Below are 20,408 nucleotides of genomic sequence, written 5' to 3'. Positions count from 1 at the left end.
CCAATAGAAAAAGTGTCATAAGAACAAAAGTAGACGTGCATTTTAAGTGATTTTGAAAGATATTCTATGGATCAGATTTTTTGTGAATAGTAATTTTAATGTAAGATTACCAGTTTTTCCTTTTTTTAATACCGTGAAAATCCCCTAGCAATTCCAGTGAATAGCTTTCCTTTTTCTGTGATTCCTAAAGCTAGATTTGCCCTATCGAAACATTAAAAATAGAAATCATGAAAAAAAAGAATTTAAAAAGCTTAAGCTTAAACAAGAAATTAGTTTCTAATCTTACAGATGAAGTTACAGGAGGATTGGCTAGTGGTAACATGCTATGTGTAACAAATGGTTGTCCAACAAACACATTAAATGCTGGTTGTTCTAACCATATGTGCGATTCTCGTTTAGGAGGTTGCCCTTCTTATTACTATTGTCCACCGGCGCATCAAGCACCAATGGAGCCAGCAGCTTTAGAAGCTCCACTTCAAATGGATTTATAGTATAGAAGCTAAAAAAAGTACGATCAATAACACTTTTTATTAAGCGAGCTCTCATGCTCGCTTTTTTATTTTCATGTAATTACGGTTTAACCGTAATCTAGAATTTTAAAATTGATTAAATTAGACATGTTTGCTAACAAAACACAGCATATTTCTTTAAATACTCCAAAAAACAAGCTTTTTAAGTAAGTGTAAACGGTTAGTAATTAGTATTTTGAAGTTTTATAACTGTAAAACTTATTATAATTACGGTTTTACCGTAACATAAGTATTGTTTATATATATCATGCTTTTTGGATATATCTTAATTTAGCATCAAACATATTGAGGTTTAGGGGAATCTCATTATAATAGTATTATTCTATTAGATAAAAGGGAGATCATTCTTGTGACTACTCCCTTTTTTTTAGTGTTGCTGAGGAAACTTAGAGAAATATAAAAGTTAGTTATGTATTAAATTGAGAAATTAGGGGGTCTCATTTAGTAGTTAAAATAACTTCCTTAAACCTAAAATGGGATTTCCCAAACTTTTAAAGTTTTGAAAATCCTCCTAAAAATTTTCTGCACAAAAAAATGTACGGCTTTTATTTAGATTAAATTTAAATAATTATATTTGCATCCGAAATATATAACAGTTGTTTATGTCTTTGTTAATTGATTTAGAGCCAATTCAGAAAAAATCGAAAAAGCACGCTAGTAAGCCCGTTAAAAATTGTAAAAGCAAATGCTGTAAAAAATACAAAAAGGGCAAACGCTGTAAACGTTGCCCTTTGTTTGATTTATTAAAAAAAGCTTCTTAACAGCTTTTTAGTTTTTATTTAAAAGCATTTAATCCAGTAACATCAAGTCCTGTAATTAGTAAGTGAATATCATGTGTTCCTTCATAGGTAATTACACTTTCCAAGTTCATCATATGTCTCATAATTGAATATTCGCCACTAATTCCCATACCACCTAACATTTGACGTGCTTCACGCGCAATTTTTAACGCCATATCTACATTATTTCGCTTTGCCATAGATATTTGAGCAGAAGTTGCCGTACCATTTTCACGCATCACTCCTAAACGCCAAGCTAATAATTGTGCCTTTGTGATTTCAGTAATCATTTCTGCTAATTTCTTTTGTTGTAATTGAAACTGACCAATAGGTTTTCCAAACTGAATACGTTCTTTACTGTAACGCAATGCTGTATCGTAGCAATCCATTGCAGCTCCAATAGCTCCCCAAGCAATCCCAAAACGTGCTGAGTCTAAACATCCAAGTGGCGCTCCAAGACCAGATTTGTTTGGTAATAAATTTTCTTTAGGAACTTTTACATTATCAAAAATAAGCTCTCCAGTTGCAGAAGCTCTTAATGACCATTTGTTGTGTGTTTCAGGTGTTGAAAAACCTTCCATACCACGTTCAACAATCAACCCGTGAATTCTTCCTTCTTCATTTTTTGCCCAAACAACTGCTACTTGACAAAATGGAGAATTTGAAATCCACATTTTTGCACCGTTTAACAAATAATGATCACCTTTATCTTTAAAATTTGTTGTCATTCCACCAGGATTACTTCCGTGGTCAGGCTCTGTAAGACCAAATGATCCCATCCATTCACCAGAAGCTAATTTTGGTAAATATTTTTGACGTTGTTCTTCATTTCCATATTTCCAAATAGGATACATTACCAAAGAAGATTGTACAGAAGCTGTAGAACGAACGCCAGAATCTCCGCGTTCAATTTCTTGCATAATTAATCCGTAACTAATTTGATCCAATCCAGCACCACCATATTCTTCAGGAATATACGGTCCGAAAGCACCAATTCCTGCTAAACCATCAACAATTTGTTTTGGAAATTCCGCACGCTGTGCATATTCTTCAATAATTGGCGAAACGTCTCTTTTTACCCATTCGCGGGCGGCGTCTCTTACTAATTTATGTTCTTCTGTTAAAAGCTCATCTAAGTTGTAGTAATCTGGAGCTTGGAATAAATCTGGTTTCATTGATTGTATTTTAATAGCATTTTTTAGACCTATAATTTACGTAAAGTTCGTAAATAGTGATAACAAAAGTAACCAATGAAATCTCACAAAACAAAGACAAATTGTTATAATTTTAAATAAAAGTCTTTGGTCAAGGAAATATAAGCATTTGTATATTGATGTCTTTTGGTTTCAATGATTAATTCCGTTATAATATTTTCAGTTTTTTTAAATGAAAATGATAACAAACTGCGCTTAAAATCAGCTTCAGGATTTCCTTTTACATGACATGTTTTCTGTGGAAATAATCCATTAGCTTCCGCCAGATTGATAAAATGCGCATGTTCTTTAAACGGAATGATTGTGCAGAAAGTTCCTGTAGGTTCTAGTAATTTTGAAACACCTTCCACTAATTCCTCAAACGGAAGCGAATCTGTAAAACGAGCCGTATCACGTTGAATACTTTCTGTTTTATACTTCTCAGTATAAAAAGGCGGATTTGAAACAATTAAATCGTACGTATCTTCAATTTCAGCTACAAACTCATCTAAACCAGCATGGTAGCAAAATAAACGATCACTCCACGGAGAATTTTCAAAATTATCAACAGCCTGTTCATACGCATTGTCTTCAATTTCAATAGCATCAATCACTTCCGAATGACAACGTTGTGCTAACTGTAAAGCAATCAAACCTGTGCCAGCGCCAATATCCAAAATTGCAAATGGATTATTTTCTACGGAAGTCCAAGCACCAAGTAACACGCCATCGGTACCAACTTTCATCGCAGTTTTATCTTGATGAATTGTAAATTCTTTAAATCGAAAAGGTTTGCTCATAAAGTGGACGACTTACGTTTTGCATCAAAGATATTACATCATTTGGAGAGTACTTAGAAAATAATTCTAAATTATTAGATGCTAATTGAATCTTACTATACTTACTTGTTTCTATTTATAAATTTTTTGAATTCATCAAAGCTATTAATGCTAAAAAAACACTACGTTCTTAGCTTCTAATCAATTACTTACTTTAAATTTTTTGAAAGAATAATCTGTATTAAATTGAGTAATATTTTAAGTAAAATAAATGTAAAAAAAATTAAATAATAAGTTTTAACCTTACATAGTGTAAGTTTATGCTTTAAAATAACTCAGATTATTTACTCTATATTTGATAAAATATAACTTGCTTTTATGGAGTCGAATGTTAAAACAAAACCATTTTCAGTAGAATGGTGGGAGAATTTTAAAAATAATACTGGAAATATGTCCTTTCCTGTCATCAGAAAAAGAATTTTTAATAATGATATTGATGAATTAAGAGAATCAATTTTTGAAATGTTTCAAAATTTAAAACACGAAAAAGAAGCATTGGCTTGGCGTGTTTGGCTTGATGGAGAAATTAATCCTGATTTGGAAAAGCAAATTGTTGCAGATCCAATGAAGAGTGAAGCTGATTTTTCACCATGGTGTCAGCGAAATTTTGGAGATAAAAAGTTTGGGATCATTTTAAATGACGGACAACGATACAGTAAAAAAACAAGAGATTTGGTCTCTAAATACTTTGAGCCAATTCTTGAAAAAAAACCTCCACTTGGAGGAATCAACTTCTCAATATTTGTAGGTAATTATGGGTGGACACCAATAGGAATTCACCAAGATCATACAGGCTCTTTTGTAATGCATTTACACTTGGGGCCTGGAACTAAGGAAATGTTTATGTGGGAACAAAAACATTATAAAAATACGCTCAATGGTAGGGAAAATGAAATGGAAATAGAGCAATATTTACCATTTACGAGTTATGATTATTCATTTGAAAGTGGAGATATCTTCTTCATGCCATGGAATTTTTACCATGTAGGACGTTCGGAAGAAATTTCTATCGGACTTACGGTTTGGTTTAATTATACAACAGTAGACGGGCTTTTTAATGGGATTTACAGTAGTGGTATCAAAGAAATCATTAGTGACATTGAAGACCCTACTTTAAATGAGATTGTACAATTGAAAAACTATAAAGATTGTGAACTTGATGCACAAATAGAAAATCTTTTGCAAAGTGTTGATGAAGACGTACTAAACAGCACGTTTTCAGAATTTATGGAAGATCAAATTCAAGATTATACAAATGCATTAATAAGTAATGATTGGTATGATAGAGGTGCCATTAAGGAAAAATTGGAATTGGCATATGACCTTCCGGATGATCAAAAAGTATCACTTATTATATCACCAATGCGCTATGTAAAACACAATGATGTTTTGAAAATATTTCACCGTGCAGATAAAATTGACCTTGCTTATCATGAAGATGTTGTATCGCTTATAGAGCGAATCAACGAACGGAAAATTGATACTGTGGAAAACCTTATTCAGGGACTTTTTTCTGATTGGCCAGAAGGAATTGGAAAACGTATAGTAGAGATTTTTGTAGAAAATTGTGTATTACAAATGGAAAATAAGTAGAAAATGAAAAATCAAGTTCAAAATAACGTCTTAGAACGTAAAGATGCTTTCACTTGGGATGAGATCATCGATAAGTCTAACAATTTGCAAAACTCAACTGTTTTTCAACTGTCAACGAGCACACCATCTTATGCTGCTCTAAAAAATAATTCGCTTTCAGCAATTGAAGAATTTGTCAATAAGCCAAACAATACCGTTGAAGTAAAAATTTATATTGACGGTGAAATTATTTCAGACGCACTCCGATACTTAACTGATCATCCAAAGGATATCTCAGAAACTTTGAAAACTTGGAAAAATCGAATTTTGCCAAATAGATCATTAGTTATTAGGTTGGGTGCGAGTACGATACCAACTAATGAACTACATTCTTCTCTGCATAATTTTTTACTTCCTTTATTAGAATCAAGTGGTATTCCACTAGGAGGTATTGCCGTATCATTTGAGTTTGGAGATCACGAATGGTCACCTTATGGCTTGGAAGAAGATGTAACTCCCAAAAATAAACTAATGATAAACATTGGGGAGACCAAACAAGTAGTATACGAGTGGACACCAAAAAAGAAGGAAGAACTTGGCGGATTGATAATGAAGAAAGGCAAAATGCAAAACTTCATGGATTATTTGGATAATTACTCAGAAAAAAATGAAATAGCTGAGGATGAAATGGCAGTAATTTCAAACCAAGGAATGTATATAGCTAAATATGAAGGGTTTTATCACCGAATACAAATTCGTTTAGGAGATATGACTAAAGAAGAACTACTGCATGAGATGTTATTGGGTTTAGCATCTGCAACAATGTCTGTTGAAGTCCATGGAAAAGAAGCCAATATTTTACCTGTATATGATACAAATAAACACGACGAGTTTACACAAGAAATGCTAAAAAACTTAAAATATACTGGCAATGATTTAAGCCTTTCAATGCGTGACTTATTGAAGAAAAGTTTTAAAGACATTTCTTATGTACGAAGAAGTAACGGCGGTTTCGTTGGATCTGTTAAATACATAGAAGACAAAGCGGTAGATACAGCATTTAGAACTATTTCGGACAATGCTAAAATAAAATTAAAGAAGAGCGAATTAAAAATTGAATATTATTCGCTAGATGATAAAACATATTTGTTCATGCGAGGACAAAAAACAGTAGTTAAGCAATCTAATTTCATAAATGAGATGATTGATAAACTAAATCAAGGGAACAGCATCGCTTGGAAAACGTTAACTGAATCAGATAATTGGCAATTATCAGGAATTCAAAAACTAATTAAACTCGCATACAAATTCAGGGCTGTAGAAATTACAAACCTGCAATAATTAGATAATTATAGCTATTAATTATATTTTCATTATTAACCATTAAAAAACAAAATTATGAGTAAAAAAAGTTTTGACAAGTTTTTAGGAAAAAAAACAAAGTCACCGTTAAACACAGACATCATCTACGGAGGTGCAGCAGCTAAAAATGTTGTTACTGTCGTTGTAGTTGTAAAAGTAGTAGTAGTAGTAGTAGTAAGAGTAGTAAGAGTATTAAACTAATTTTTATATTCTCTCCTATTACATATTATATTAGGAGAGAATTCTTTTTATTATTAACCTATAGCTTCTAAAATAGAAATACTTTAACTAATAATTCTTTGGAGATAAGCTAAATTTCACAATTTTAAATGAATCAATCCATTAAATGTATTCTCCCATTTATTTTAATTACGTTGCTAAGTTACAATCATTTATATGCTCAATCCAATACTTTTACGACAAGTAAATTAAAAGGAAAGATTAAGATCGATGGAAAACTTGATGAAACAGCTTGGGATTTAAAAGAATATTATCTTACACAAACAGTACCAGATAACGGTGAACCTAGCAAAAGTCCTATACAACTCTCCATTAAATATGACGAAATATACTTGTATTTAGCTGCAAAAGTACACGTAAATAGTGCCGAAGAAATAAACAATACAATGACGTTTCGAGATGCTTTGAATAATACAGACTATTTCGGGTTAACGTTAGATCCTTTTGGATTAGCTACCGAAGGTTACAGCTTTATTTTAACTCCAAGTGGTGTACAATACGATAGTAAATACGGAGGCGACGGATCTGAATATTCCGAATGGAATGCCGTTTGGTATAGCGAAACTATAATTACAGAAACTGGATGGAGCGTAGAAATGAAAATTCCTTTCAATTTTTTAAGATTTGATAAAGATAATTTAGACAACTTCAAGTTTAACATTGTAACCTTTAGAAGTAATGTTAACGAGCAAGCATGGTGGTCTCCAATTGATGCAACGCAACCAGGATTTCTAAATCAGTTTGGAAACCTAAAAGGAATCAAAGATATTGCACCACCAATTAACTTAACATTCTTACCATTTGCCAATCTACTCATCGATAAAAACAATATAGAAAACACAACAGAATTAGATTTTGCTGGCGGATTAGACATTAAGTATGTTTACAAAAATGCTTTTACGGTGGATGCTTCCATCATTCCAGACTTTAGTCAAACCACTTTTGACAATGCTGTATTAAACCTTTCTGCATTTGAAATTCGTTTTGACGAAAACAGGCAATTTTTCACAGAAGGAACAGAAATTTTAAATAAAAGTAACTTTTTCTATTCCAGAAGAATAGGAGAAAGTCCTTACTTTTTTGCTCCATTTATTGAAGGCGATGAACTTGTGGAAGATCCAGGATCTGCACAAATTTTAAATTTGGTAAAACTGACGGCAAAAACAAAAAACGGATTTGGACTAAGTCTACTAAACGGATTTGTAAACAGAGAATTTGCAAAATATGCTTCTGGTCGTGAAGAATTGGTAAATCCATACACAAACTACAATTCCATTGCAATGGAACAAGTACTAAAAAATAATTCCTTTATCTATTTTGCAAACAGTTCGGTCATACGTGAAGGAGATGTCGCTGATTTCAATCTATCCGAACTGCGTTACAGACAATTTACAAAAGAACAAAAATATACATTTGATGCAGATGTTTCTCTCTCACAAAACTATGCAGCAGACGATACAACATTAGGATATTTCTACAGAGTTACAGCAAGTAAATCGAGTGGTTCATACAGAGCCAGTATTTCACATGAGGCTTACGATGAAAAATTTAACCCAAACGACTTTGGATTTCTTACCAGGAATAATTTAAGTAACTATAACGGATCAGTCAGTTATACAAAATTTAATCCATTTTGGATACTGAACCGATTTTCAGTTTCACTCTCTTACAGTCAAAATTACTACAAATCGTTAGGAATACGTGAAGCTTCAATTGGTCAAATAAATTTTGAAGCCGTGACTAAAAAAAATCATACATTTAACATAGGATCAAACTTTCGGTTAGAAGGAAAAGATTTTTTTGAACCTAGAGTTGTGGACAGATTTTCCAGAATTTCACCTTTTATAGAACCGTATATAGAATTTATTTCCAACACAAATAAAGATTTTTTTGCACAGCTATACGGTTTTTATAAGAACTATTCTGATGATCCATATAATCATGAAATTAGACTGGGATATCAATTAAACAAAGTTTTTGGAACGCGACTTACCGTAAACTTGAATCAAGATTTAAGTTTCTTAGATTCCAACATGGGTGTAATTTTTTTAAACGGAAGTCCTATAAATGATGACAATAGTATTAACTATGTTCAAAGAGATATTTACAACTTAACGACAAATATCAATACAAACTATCTCATTACAAATACTATGGGATTATCATTAAAATTAAGACATTTTTGGGCGTATGTTGAAAATAAAAACTTATTTTTAGTAGATGAACGCGGTAATTATGAGCCTAATTCATTGGAAGTTGATTTAGCAAGCAGTCAAATTAATTATAACTTATTCAATTTGGATTTTCTCTTTCGTTGGCAATTTACACCAGGAAGTGAACTCTCTATCAATTGGCAAAAATCGATTACAGGAAATGATACAATGCTTGAAACTAATTTTGGACGAAACATAAAAAGTACATTTAATAACAGAGGAATAGATACATTTTCATTTAAAATTGTTTACTTTTTAGATTATAATACGATAAAGAAAACTTTATGATCAATAGGTTTCCAATATACATACAATCTGAAGCTAAAGACTGCGGGCCATCTTGTGTAAAAATCGTTTCACAATTCTATAAAAAGAAAGTAAGTATAGAATTATTGCGATCTTTAGGCGAAACTACGCGTTCGGGAACATCGTTAACGGGACTTATATTGGCTGCCGAAAAAATTGGATTCAGAGCAGTTGCCGCACAAGAAAACTTTACTCTATTACAAGAAGAAATTCCGTTGCCGTGTATCGCACATTGGAATCAAGAACATTTTGTGGTTGTATATAAAATCACAAAAAAACGTGTATACGTATCTGATCCAGAATTAGGAAGAGTAAACTATACCATTGAAAACTTCCTAAAAGGTTGGCTTGATAATGAAGAAGCTTCCATTGATGGAGAAGGTATTATATTAGCACTTGAACCTAGCCCAGATTTTAAGGAAATTATCTTTGAAGAAAGAAAAACAAATAAAGTAGTTACGTTTCTAAAAAATCACTTATTTAGTTACAAATTTACATTTCTAAAAATCATCCTTTTATTTGTGTGTACAAGTGCATTAGAACTTGTGTTTCCATACATCACACAGCAAATCATCGATTCAGGTGTACAAAACAAAGACATCAATTTTGTATACATGGCATGTGGTGCGTATGCAGTATTATTCTTAGGGTTTAAGCTAGCGCAAATTGTCAGAAACTGGATCATTTTGAAGTTGAGTATGAAGTTTAATATCAAACTAATATCAAACTTTATAAAAAAACTAATTTCATTACCGATTTCATATTTCGATTCGCGCCTTACGGGAGATTTATTTCAAAGAGTTGGCGATCATGATTTATTAGAACGCTTCTTAACTTCAGGTTCCATAGGTGCTTTATTTTCGTTTTTTAATGTGATTCTTTTCAGTGGATTATTCTTTTGGTACGATCAACAATTATTCTTCATTTTCTTCGTAGGAACCATCATTCATATCTCTTGGACTATGCTCTTTTTTGACAAAAGAAAAGTGTTAGATTTTAAATATTTTTCATTAAAAAGTAAAGAAAATAGCAAGTTGATCGAATTGATTAATGGAATGCAAGACATTAAATTAAATGATTATAGTGGCAATAAAGTGGAAGAATGGGAAACCATTAAAACCAAGCTTTTTCAAAGAGATATGAGTAGCTTAAAGGTGGAGCAAATGCAACTTGATGGCGCTTCTATCATCAGTCAACTAAAAAACTTATTACTAATACTATCTGCTTCATTAATGGTTATTGACGGAAGTATTACTTTCGGAACATTACTTGCAATTTCTTATATTATTGGGCATTTAAATGCTCCAATTGAACGAATCGTAACTTTTGCAAACGATATTCAAGATGTGAAATTAGCACTACGTAGAATATCTGAAATTCACCATAAAGATGACGAATCTGAAAACATGGTATCAGCTAATCACGACTTAACAGGCGATATTGTTTTTGATAATGTTTCTTTTAAATACAGCGGAACTTCCAAAAACGTATTATCAAATCTTTGTTTTAAAATTCCATACAAAAAAATAACGGCGTTGGTTGGGCCAAGTGGTTGCGGAAAAACAACGATTCTTAAAACCATTTTAAAATTCTATGATGTTACCGATGGAACTATTTCTGTAGGCAATGCCAAGTTCAATAGTATAAGACATGATGATTGGCGAAAAAAATGTGGAGTTGTTTTACAAGAAGGCTTTATCTTCAATGACAGTATTGAAAAAAATATTGTACTAGCGGAAGAGCTTGATGAAGAAAGATTAGAATATGCCGCTAAAATGGCAATGATTTACGATTTCATTGCTGGATGCCCGATGAAATTTCAAACAAAAATTGGAAACGAAGGTGTTGAGGTCAGTACTGGTCAGAAACAACGAATACTTTTGGCGAGAGCAATTTACCGAAATCCTGAATATATTTTCTTTGATGAAGCAACTTCTGCACTAGATGCAAAAAACGAGAAAGCCATTTCAAACAATTTAAACCAATTCTTTTCCGAACGAACAGTAATGCTCATTGCACATCGATTAAGTACGGTAAGAAATGCTGATCAAATCATTGTATTATCTGAAACAGGAGAAATAAAAGAAATCGGTACGCATGACGAATTAATTGAATCGAAAGGCAATTACTTTGAACTCGTCAAAAATCAGCTAGAATTAGACGCGATTAACTAAATAGTGGCATTATTTTTATGGTTAAACCATATTCAATCATGATATAAATATCTTACTTTTAAGTAAAGTAATTAATCATGAAATACCTGCTATTAATATTAGTTCTATCACTAAATCTACAGACTATGGAAGCTCAAAGACATTCACAATCTACTACATTTTCAGAAAAAGATTCATCTACAATCATAAATAAAGATGACAAACAAACGAAAAAATCAGCAAATACGGTAAGCGCTAAATATGAAAGTGATATTGCTGTAGATGATTATAAAAAAGTGTTTTCAATCATTGAGAAAAAATTAGGAAAACCATCGAAAGGCAAAAAAGATATGATGACATGGGAAAGTGATGCTGAAGCAAAAGATCACTACGTAATATCTCTAAAAGAAAATGCTATTAAAATTGATTATTCTGGAACTAAAAAGAAATCAGAAAGCAGAAAGAAAATACTAAAGTTAATAGTAAAGATTACGAAGTTGAATCAAAAATAAAAAACGTTGTACTATATAGTTAGCCTACTTTTTATAAAAGTTCACTTCTATAATTATTTCCATGTTAATAAGCTATGTAAATCGAAAACTATGTCTATAAAAACCACATACAAAAATCATAAATATACCTTATTAAACAATAAAGGATTCACATTACCTCCTTATGTTGATATTAGAAAGGTGAAAAAGAATTCAAAAAAATAAACATTGACACATCCATAAAACTAGTAAACTCTTATAAAATTTTCTTCTATGAGGAAAACGATAATCTTACAATGTTTATAAGAGGAGAAAAATTTAGAATGCAAACAAACACGAATGTGATCGCTTTCATAAATCATCTCAATGATGGAAATGTATCTACTGTCAAAGAAATAAAAGAGGATTTCCTTATCGATTGGAATGACGATGCAACTTTCAAACTTCTATATGCTTTATATAAACGTAAAGGAATTGAAATCTCAGATTAATCAGCGAAACATACATTGCATACGTTGCGTGTTCAAAAAAGTTTTTGAAATAGAAAACGTGTGGTTATTCCAAATACAAATCAATCAAACCTTCAGGTGCTTCAACATGAATGGTTTTATTGGCGCGATCTACCTTTTTAATAATCGCATCATTAATCGGAATCAAAATTTCAATCGATTCGCGTTCAATCTCAAACAATGGTTGTGAAGTGGTATCATTAACACCTGTAATTTTTCCAACGGCTCCAAAAGAAGCATCTTCTACTGTAAAACCTATAATTTCATGGTAATAAAACTTGTTACCTTCTAACTTTGGCAAAAATTCTAATGGTAAATATAACTCGCATTTCAGTAATTGATCAGCTTCTTCTTCTGTCTGAATATCTTCAAACTTCAATCGCAACAAATCAGACTTGTGTAATGACGATTTTTCAATAAAAAACGGCAAAAACTCGCGTCCAAGCTTAATAAAAACGGCATCTAAATCGTCGTACAAATCTGGCTGATCTGTATCTAACTTTGCTAACAATTCACCTTTAAAACTGTACTTCTTAACAATTTTCCCTAAATAAAAACAATCTTCAATTCGCATATCAATATCATAAAAAAAGCCTAGCAAATTTAGTATTTACTAGGCTAAAAATTATATATAATTATAATTTATTCTTCTTCACTTGCAGGAGTTTCTCCAGCATCTTCAACTGCATCTTCTACAACAGGAGCGTTTGCGGCAATACGAGCTTCGTTTACAGCTTTTTCTGCTTCAAAAGCTTTTGCTTCTGCAGCAGCTTGTGCTTCTGCTAAACTCTGTACTTTACCTTGTACTTGTCCTTCTTTTTGTGCAACCCAAGCGTTGAATTTTTCATCAGCTTGTTCCTGAGTTAAAGCACCTTTACGAATACCACCAATCAAATGATTCTTGTACATTGCACCTTTATAAGAAAGAATTGCACGTGCAGTATCAGTTGGTTGTGCACCGTTTTGTAACCAATCTACAGCACCATCAAGGTTCAACTCAATAGTTGCAGGATTCGTGTTTGGATTGTAAACACCTAATTTTTCTAAGTATCTACCATCTCTTTTTGCACGCACATCAGCGGCAACAATCCAGTAAAAAGGTTTTCCTTTTTTACCGTGTCTCTGTAATCTAATTTTAACAGGCATAAATAATTAATTTGTGAGGTTCTCGACCTCTGTTATTAATGAGCTTGCAAAAATACTATTATTTCTGAAACACAACTACTTAAAACTACTTTTTTTGGTATTTCCCCACAAAAAAGTGCGGTCGTGCCTTCGCTAGTCGCTTTTTTAGTAAAACGCAATTGGTTAATAACTTCACAATTTTTGCTAGCTAGTTTTACTAAAAAGAGCTCCAACACGCCGCTCAGTCACTAATACGGGTTTTGTGCTATGTTGATAACTCAGTACTAAAAACAGAAAAGAAATTCGTAATTTTATGCTTTCAAACTTCGCTACACAAAAGTAACATATGTACTTAATATTTGATACCGAAACTACGGGATTACCAAAACGATGGGACGCACCTATTTCAGACACTGATAACTGGCCTAGATGTATACAAATTGCTTGGCAATTGCACGACGAACTAGGAAACCTACTCGAACATCAAGATTATTTGGTACAACCCGATGGTTTTAATATTCCATATGATGCCGAAAAAATTCACGGAATTTCAACCGAACTTGCCGCTGAGCAAGGAATTTCATTAGCAGAAGTTCTTGAAAAATTCAACATTGCACTTTCCAAAACAAAATTCATTGTTGGACAAAATGTTGGTTTTGATGTCAATATTATGGGCGCGGAATTCTACCGTGAGGATGTTGCTAATAAATTACAAGAATTACCAGTTTTAGATACCTGTACGGAAGCTACCGCGAGTTTATGTCAATTGCCAGGTGGACGATTTGGGAAATTTAAACTACCAACACTAACCGAATTACATCAATATCTATTTGGAGTTGGTTTTGGTGAAGCGCACAACGCAACTGCCGATGTGGAAGCAACAACACGTTGTTTCTTAGAATTGATTCGAAGAAAAGAATACACAATTGAGAAGCTAGATGTTGCGCCAGATTATTTTGAGCGTTTCTCAGAAAACAATCCGCAACCGATTGAAATGATCGGGTTGAAACACATCAACCTAAAAAAAGCATCTGAAAAAATTCGCAAACGCTTAGAAAAAGAACAAGGCGGAAGCGGAATATCCAAAGAAGAAATTGCAGAAAACCTTCAAGCGTTGCAAAATGCTGAATTTGCACATTTACACAATCATTCACAATTTTCTGTATTACAATCAACATCCAGCATTCCCGATTTAGTAAAAGCGGCGAGCAAGTATAACATGCAAGCAGTTTCTATTACAGATCATGCAAACATGATGGGCGCGTTTCACTTTGTGCAAGCTGTTGGTAATCATAATAAAGGTGTTAAGGCACGTATCGCGGAAGCAGCAGAAAAAGGAGAAACAACTACTGAAAACATTTTAAAACCTATCATCGGTTGTGAATTTTTTGTTTGCGAAGATCATTTAGACAAAACAAGAAAAGACAACGGATACCAAATTGTACTCTTAGCCAAAAATAAAAACGGGTATCACAATTTGGCAAAAATGTCTTCCATAGGATATACAAAAGGATTCTATTATGTCCCAAGAATTGATAAAAAAGTAATAGAACAATACAAAGACGACTTAATTGTACTTACAGGAAATCTCTACGGAGAAGTTCCAAATAAAGTATTAAACATTGGAGAAGCACAAGCCGAAGAAGCATTACTTTGGTGGAAAGAAACTTTTCAAGATGATCTCTATGTAGAAATCATGCGTCACAATCAAGAAGATGAAAATCGTGTAAATGATGTCTTGGTAAAGTTGGCAAAAAAGCACGAAATTCAACTAGTTGCTACAAATAATACCTATTACATTGCACAAGAAGATGCAAATGCACATGATATTTTATTATGTGTAAAAGATGGTGAAAAACAAGCAACACCAATTGGTCGTGGTCGTGGATATCGCTACGGTTTGCCAAATCAGGAATACTATTTCAAGTCGCCTGATGACATGAAAACCTTGTTCAAAGATTTGCCAAGTGCCATTCTTTCCATTCAAGATATAATAGACAAAGTTGAACCTTTTCAATTGGCACGTGATGTATTACTACCTGCGTTTGATATTCCAGAAGAGTTTCAATTTGAAGAAGATAAAATTGATGGCGGAAAACGTGGAGAAAACAAATACTTACGTCATTTAACATACGAAGGCGCAAAAAAACGATACGGAGAAATTACGCCAGAAATTGAAGAACGACTCGATTTTGAGTTGGCAACTATTGAAAATACAGGATATCCTGGGTATTTCTTAATTGTAGAAGATTTCATTCGCGAAGCCAGAAATATGGACGTTTCGGTTGGTCCAGGACGTGGATCTGCCGCAGGTTCGGTAGTTGCGTACTGTTTGTGGATTACAAATATTGATCCGATGTTGTACGATCTACTTTTTGAGCGTTTCTTAAATCCAGATCGTGTATCCATGCCCGATATTGATATTGATTTTGATGATGAAGGACGTGGTCGTGTAATGCAATATGTAATTGATAAATATGGTGAAAATCAGGTAGCACAAATTATTACCTATGGAACCATGGCGGCAAAATCGTCTATTCGTGATACTGCACGTGTGTTAGATTTACCATTAAGTGACGCAGACAGAATTGCCAAGTTGATTCCGAATGCAAAATTGGCGAAGATTTTTGGAAAATCAGAAGCAGAACTCAAGCAAAAATTCCGTTCAGAAGAAGTATTATTAATCAACGAATTAGTTAATATTTCGGAAGAAGATGGTTTGGAAGCAGAAACTGTAAACATGGCGCGCGTGTTAGAAGGTTCAGTTCGAAATACCGGAATTCACGCTTGTGGAGTCATCATTACACCAGACGATATTACGAAATTCGTTCCTGTAGCCTTGGCAAAAGATTCAGAAATGTATTGTACACAATTTGATAACTCGGTTGTGGAAGATGCTGGTCTGCTAAAAATGGATTTCTTAGGACTCAAAACCCTAACCTTAATAAAAGATACGGTAAAGCTTGTAAAATATAAGCATGATGTTGATATCGATATTGACAATATTTCGTTGGAAGATGAAGAAACCTATGCATTATTCCAGCGTGGAGAAACCGTAGGTGTGTTCCAATACGAATCGCCCGGAATGCAAAAACACATGAAATCGCTCAAACCAACAACGTTTGCCGATTTAATTGCAATGAACGCATTGTATCGTCCAGGTCCAATGGAATATATTCCGAGTTTCATTCGAAGAAAACATGGAGAAGAAGATATTGAATACGATTTAGATGCGTGTGAAGAATATTTAGAAGAAACATACGGAATTACAGTATATCAGGAGCAAGTGATGTTGCTTTCGCAGAAATTGGCAGATTTTACCAAAGGTGAAGCCGATGTTTTGCGTAAAGCGATGGGGAAAAAGCAGAAAGCTGTACTAGATAAGATGAAGCCAAAATTCATCAAGCAAGCTTCTGAAAAAGGACATGCGGAAGATAAATTAGAAAAAATTTGGAAAGATTGGGAAGCATTTGCGGCGTATGCCTTCAACAAATCGCACTCAACTTGTTATGCTTGGATTGCGTATCAAACTGCCTATTTAAAAGCACATTATCCTGCGGAATATATGGCGGCTGTACTTTCCAACAACATGAATGACATTAAAACGGTTACTTTCTTTATGGAAGAATGTAAACGGATGAAATTAGACGTTTTGGGTCCAGATGTGAACGAATCGTTCTATAAATTTACTGTAAACGATAAAGGAGCTGTACGTTTCGGAATGGGCGCAATTAAAGGTGTTGGTCATGGCGCTGTAAAAACGATTGTAAAAGAACGTTCGGAAGGAAAATACAAATCTGTGTTCGATCTTGCAAAACGAATTGATTTGCGTGCCGCGAACAAAAAAGCCTTTGAAAATTTAGCCTTAGCTGGCGGATTTGATTCGTTTGGAGATACACATCGTGCACAATACTTTCACACTGAAAATGATACCATTACCTTTTTAGAAAAAGCAGTAAAATACGGTGCTAAGTTTCAAGAAAATCAAAACTCTGCACAAGTAAGTTTGTTTGGAGAAGCAAGCGAAGTACAGATTGAAGAACCAAAAGTGCCACCATGTGAAGAATGGGGAACGATGGAAAAACTAGCACGTGAAAAAGAAGTAGTAGGAATCTATATTTCTGGGCATCCATTGGACGATTTTAAAGCGGAAATGGATTATTTCTGTAATGGAACGTTGTCACATTTTTCACAAATGGAAACCTACGTAAATCGTGAAATTTCTTTTGGCGGCGTTGTCACAGATGTACAACACAGAGTTTCTAAAAACGGAAAAGGTTGGGCATTATTTACGGTAGAAGATTACTCAGAATCGCACGAATTTAGAATTTTCGGAGAAGAATATTTAAAGTTCAGGCATTTCTTTGTGCCGAATTCATTTGTGTACATTAAAGCATTCATTAAAGAAGGTTGGGTAAACCGTGATACAGGTAAAAAAGGCGATCCAAGGTTGCAATTCAATTCTATGCAATTGTTGCAAGATGTCATGGGAACTGCCGCTCGAAAACTAACGATTCAGTTAGATGTCAATAAATTAGAAGAGAAAACACTCGATTTTATAAATGAAATTTTAGAAACGCACAAAGGTGATAAGTCATTACATTTTACGTTGTACGAAGTCAAAGAAAAAATAAAACTACAATCGCCAAGTAAAAAGCGAAAAGTAAATATTACACAAGAATTACTAGATGCGTTAGCCGCTGAAGATGTGAAGTATAAGATTAATTAGTGAAACTAGATTTTGAGAAGCCAGTACGACGAACTCAAATTGTAAGTTGAACTAATCCAGCTGTAGCGCGGGATCTTGGATTTTTAGTATTGAGGTTTTGTAGTGAGTATTTAGGTGTTTGAGATTTCGATACAATTTTTCTTTGTTTTACTTTGAAAAATCACGATCGATCTGACATTTGGAGATTTATAATTGAATTCGTGTCAATTTTTAAATTGTATAGCAACCGAAAAACCATTTGTGAATTCGTGCTAACTTTTTTATTTAGAATACAGATTTACAAAATAACCTATGAAAAAAGAAAATCTCCTCGTTTTTGATATTGACGGAACCTTGCTCGATAGTGAAAACGTACATCAAACAGGATTTGTAAATGCATTACATGCAATAGGTGTTGAATTTGTAAATACTGATTGGGAAAATTATACACATTTAACGGATAGTTATATCGCTAAAGAAAACTATGAAAGTGATGTAAATCGTGGGTTTTCAAAAGAAATGTTGCTACAGTTTGAAGCTGCATTTATGAAGTTAATTCGTGATTGTAACGTAACACAAATTGCAGGTGCAAATGCTTTTTTACAAAAAATTAGTACAGAAACTAATTATGCAGTTTGCTTTGCTACAGGTTCTATGTTATTGCCTGCAAAGTTAAAACTAACGCGTGCAGGAATTGAGTACAATCAAAAAGTGTTGGAAGCTTCAAACAATTATTTTACACGAGAAGAAATTGTCAATTCCGCCATCGCGAAAGCAAAAAACTATTTCAACGTAAACCATTTTAAACGAATCATTTCAATAGGTGATGGAATTTGGGATGTAAAAACTGCTAATAATTTAGGATTAGAGTTCATCGGAATTGGAGTCAATAATAAAGAAAAACTAAAAAATGTTGGCGCTCAACATCACTTTGAAAATTTTCTCGAATTTGATGAAACGATTCTGTAAGTATTCCAAAAAGTAATCACGAATTTTTACTATCTAAATAATCGCCTAAATTGTCTAGTGAATCATCCCAGAATTGTTCGTAAAATTTCAACCATTTGGTAACTTCTTGCAATGGCTTTGCATCCGCATTGCAAAAACGCTCGCGGCCTTTACTTTCAATATATACCAAACCAGCTTCTTCAAGTGTTTTAATATGTTTCGTAACTCCTTGTCGCGTAATTTCAAATTGATTGCAAATTTGTGAAATTGATAACGCCGAACTTGCAATGACCAAAGCGTGAAAAATATCACGCCTTGTCGGATCTGCAATCGCTTTAAATAAACGTGTAATTTTATGCTGCATGGACATTTTCTTTTAAATAGGATAATAACTGATTGATGCAATTGTCCCAGCCGCCATTAAAACTTTCAAACATAGCAATAGCATTTTCGCCTTCATATGTAGAAATTCCTGAATGTTCTAAGTATAATTTTGTGCCTTCCGCTACAGTTTCTAATCTCCAACTTACAGTAGTTTCAACTTTTGTGCCTTCTACAATCCAAGTATATACAAGTGTATAGGGATTAGCGCTTTTCACTTCTCCAGTTATCGGCACACAATCGTCTTTATCGGATGTAAATGTGTATTGATAACCAGCCTCAGGTTTAAAATCTGCTTTTATAAACCAAGTTGAGAGTTCGGCTCCATTGGAAATAGCATTCCATACCACATTGATTGGATGTTTGAATAGTTTTTCTTTTTTAATAACGTCTTTCATAATATTAATTTTTAATCATAATGCAACTAATTGGTTGCTAAATTAATACTTATTTTTCAATAAGCAACTTTTTAGTTGCATATTTTTAACAAAATTATGAAGCAGAAATTCACTATTTTTATATACATTTTGTTTTTATTCAGTTGAAATTGAAAAAAATAGGGTATTCACTCATTCAAAATGAATGTTCACTCAATTAAGGTTTACTACTACTATTTATAACAATAGATTTGATATTATAAAATATTTGAAATTATGAAAGCACAGTTAAAATTGACTCGAAAGTTATGGTATACTACCTTGTTAGTATTTGCCATTTTTGCATTTAATCCAATGTTTGGACAATCAAATGCAACTTCTCAAAAGGGAAAAACCATTAAAGGAATTATTAGTAACGAAAACGGCCCTATAAATGGAGCAAATGTGATATTAAAAGATTCGGCAACAGGCGTTGTAACGAATGAAAAAGGAGAATTTACATTTCCTGTAGCATTGAGTACCGGTGACGTTTTGATAATTAGTTACATTGGTTACAAAACTAGAGAAGTAAAAATCAAAGAAAACACGACATTTATCAAGTTAACTATTTATGAAGAAGTATTTGAATTTACGGGCGCGCCAAATTCAAATAAGCGCTACAAATCCAAGCGTTCCAATTAGT

General features: G+C 33.1%; 17 protein-coding genes. 11 read left to right on the top strand and 6 right to left on the bottom strand.

Features of this window, described 5'->3' with window-relative positions:
- The first annotated feature begins 227 nt into the window (after nucleotides 1-227).
- Entirely contained in the window at nucleotides 228-491 is a 264-nt protein-coding gene (locus tag ACQ654_RS10050) for a hypothetical protein (RefSeq protein ID WP_430410197.1), read from the top strand.
- 814 nt (nucleotides 492-1,305) lie between these two features.
- Here the strand turns inward: ACQ654_RS10050 and ACQ654_RS10045 are convergent.
- Together ACQ654_RS10045 and ACQ654_RS10040 are read right to left on the bottom strand one after the other, a co-directional pair.
- On the bottom strand, nucleotides 1,306-2,484 hold the full coding sequence (locus tag ACQ654_RS10045) for an acyl-CoA dehydrogenase family protein (RefSeq protein WP_430410196.1): 1,179 nt from the start codon (nucleotides 2,482-2,484) through the stop codon (nucleotides 1,306-1,308).
- Between the two features lie 104 nt (nucleotides 2,485-2,588).
- The gene (locus tag ACQ654_RS10040) at nucleotides 2,589-3,302 is read right to left on the bottom strand and encodes a tRNA1(Val) (adenine(37)-N6)-methyltransferase (protein ID WP_430410195.1); all 714 of its coding nucleotides are present in this window, start codon (nucleotides 3,300-3,302) and stop codon (nucleotides 2,589-2,591) included.
- Nucleotides 3,303-3,659: 357 nt separating this feature from the next.
- Here ACQ654_RS10040 and ACQ654_RS10035 point away from each other — a divergent pair, with 357 nt between their 5' ends.
- The 7 genes from ACQ654_RS10035 (at nucleotide 3,660) to ACQ654_RS10005 (ending at nucleotide 12,169) form a co-directional block, all read left to right on the top strand.
- The gene (locus ACQ654_RS10035; RefSeq protein WP_430410194.1) at nucleotides 3,660-4,934 is read left to right on the top strand and encodes a hypothetical protein; all 1,275 of its coding nucleotides are present in this window, start codon (nucleotides 3,660-3,662) and stop codon (nucleotides 4,932-4,934) included.
- Between the two features lie 3 nt (nucleotides 4,935-4,937).
- Nucleotides 4,938-6,254 carry a hypothetical protein gene (locus ACQ654_RS10030; protein ID WP_430410193.1) on the top strand — a complete coding sequence of 439 codons (1,317 nt, stop codon included), beginning with the start codon at nucleotides 4,938-4,940 and terminating at the stop codon, nucleotides 6,252-6,254.
- 57 nt (nucleotides 6,255-6,311) lie between these two features.
- Nucleotides 6,312-6,476, top strand: coding sequence for a hypothetical protein (locus ACQ654_RS10025; RefSeq protein ID WP_430410192.1), 165 nt, complete (start codon nucleotides 6,312-6,314; stop codon nucleotides 6,474-6,476).
- A gap of 128 nt (nucleotides 6,477-6,604) precedes the next feature.
- Complete coding sequence (locus tag ACQ654_RS10020; RefSeq protein ID WP_430410191.1) at nucleotides 6,605-9,016, top strand: DUF5916 domain-containing protein; 2,412 nt, start codon at nucleotides 6,605-6,607, stop codon at nucleotides 9,014-9,016.
- Nucleotides 9,013-11,208, top strand: coding sequence for a peptidase domain-containing ABC transporter (locus tag ACQ654_RS10015; RefSeq protein WP_430410190.1), 2,196 nt, complete (start codon nucleotides 9,013-9,015; stop codon nucleotides 11,206-11,208). The genes ACQ654_RS10020 and ACQ654_RS10015 overlap by 4 nt, the downstream gene beginning before the upstream one ends.
- A gap of 125 nt (nucleotides 11,209-11,333) precedes the next feature.
- Nucleotides 11,334-11,699 (top strand): hypothetical protein, encoded by a 366-nt coding sequence (locus ACQ654_RS10010; RefSeq protein ID WP_430410189.1) that lies wholly within the window; start codon nucleotides 11,334-11,336, stop codon nucleotides 11,697-11,699.
- A 275-nt stretch (nucleotides 11,700-11,974) separates the two neighbouring features.
- Nucleotides 11,975-12,169, top strand: coding sequence for a hypothetical protein (locus ACQ654_RS10005; protein ID WP_430410188.1), 195 nt, complete (start codon nucleotides 11,975-11,977; stop codon nucleotides 12,167-12,169).
- A 64-nt stretch (nucleotides 12,170-12,233) separates the two neighbouring features.
- Here ACQ654_RS10005 and rimM read toward each other — a convergent pair whose 3' ends face one another.
- Together rimM and ACQ654_RS09995 are read right to left on the bottom strand one after the other, a co-directional pair.
- Complete coding sequence (gene rimM / locus ACQ654_RS10000; protein WP_430413020.1) at nucleotides 12,234-12,761, bottom strand: ribosome maturation factor RimM; 528 nt, start codon at nucleotides 12,759-12,761, stop codon at nucleotides 12,234-12,236.
- 68 nt (nucleotides 12,762-12,829) lie between these two features.
- Nucleotides 12,830-13,333 (bottom strand): 30S ribosomal protein S16, encoded by a 504-nt coding sequence (locus ACQ654_RS09995; protein ID WP_430410187.1) that lies wholly within the window; start codon nucleotides 13,331-13,333, stop codon nucleotides 12,830-12,832.
- Between the two features lie 325 nt (nucleotides 13,334-13,658).
- Between ACQ654_RS09995 and dnaE the strand changes: the two genes are divergently transcribed.
- Both dnaE and ACQ654_RS09985 read left to right on the top strand, forming a co-directional pair.
- Nucleotides 13,659-18,041 carry a DNA polymerase III subunit alpha gene (gene dnaE / locus ACQ654_RS09990; RefSeq protein ID WP_430410186.1) on the top strand — a complete coding sequence of 1,461 codons (4,383 nt, stop codon included), beginning with the start codon at nucleotides 13,659-13,661 and terminating at the stop codon, nucleotides 18,039-18,041.
- 291 nt (nucleotides 18,042-18,332) lie between these two features.
- Nucleotides 18,333-18,989: an HAD family hydrolase gene (locus ACQ654_RS09985; protein WP_430410185.1), complete on the top strand. Its 657-nt coding sequence runs from the start codon at nucleotides 18,333-18,335 to the stop codon at nucleotides 18,987-18,989.
- A gap of 16 nt (nucleotides 18,990-19,005) precedes the next feature.
- Here the strand turns inward: ACQ654_RS09985 and ACQ654_RS09980 are convergent, their stop codons facing one another.
- Nucleotides 19,006-19,332, bottom strand: coding sequence for an ArsR/SmtB family transcription factor (locus ACQ654_RS09980; RefSeq protein ID WP_430410184.1), 327 nt, complete (start codon nucleotides 19,330-19,332; stop codon nucleotides 19,006-19,008).
- Entirely contained in the window at nucleotides 19,322-19,747 is a 426-nt protein-coding gene (locus ACQ654_RS09975) for an SRPBCC family protein (RefSeq protein ID WP_430410183.1), read from the bottom strand. The genes ACQ654_RS09980 and ACQ654_RS09975 overlap by 11 nt, the downstream gene beginning before the upstream one ends.
- A gap of 255 nt (nucleotides 19,748-20,002) precedes the next feature.
- On the opposite strand from ACQ654_RS09975, the gene ACQ654_RS09970 reads away from it, so the two are divergent.
- Nucleotides 20,003-20,407, top strand: coding sequence for a carboxypeptidase-like regulatory domain-containing protein (locus ACQ654_RS09970; protein ID WP_430410182.1), 405 nt, complete (start codon nucleotides 20,003-20,005; stop codon nucleotides 20,405-20,407).
- Nucleotide 20,408 lies beyond the last annotated feature (1 nt).

The organism is Kordia sp. (assembly GCF_965283645.1).
In the GTDB taxonomy this organism is placed as follows: Bacteria; Bacteroidota; Bacteroidia; order Flavobacteriales; family Flavobacteriaceae; genus Kordia.
This window is presented reverse-complemented; position numbering and strand designations above follow the sequence as displayed.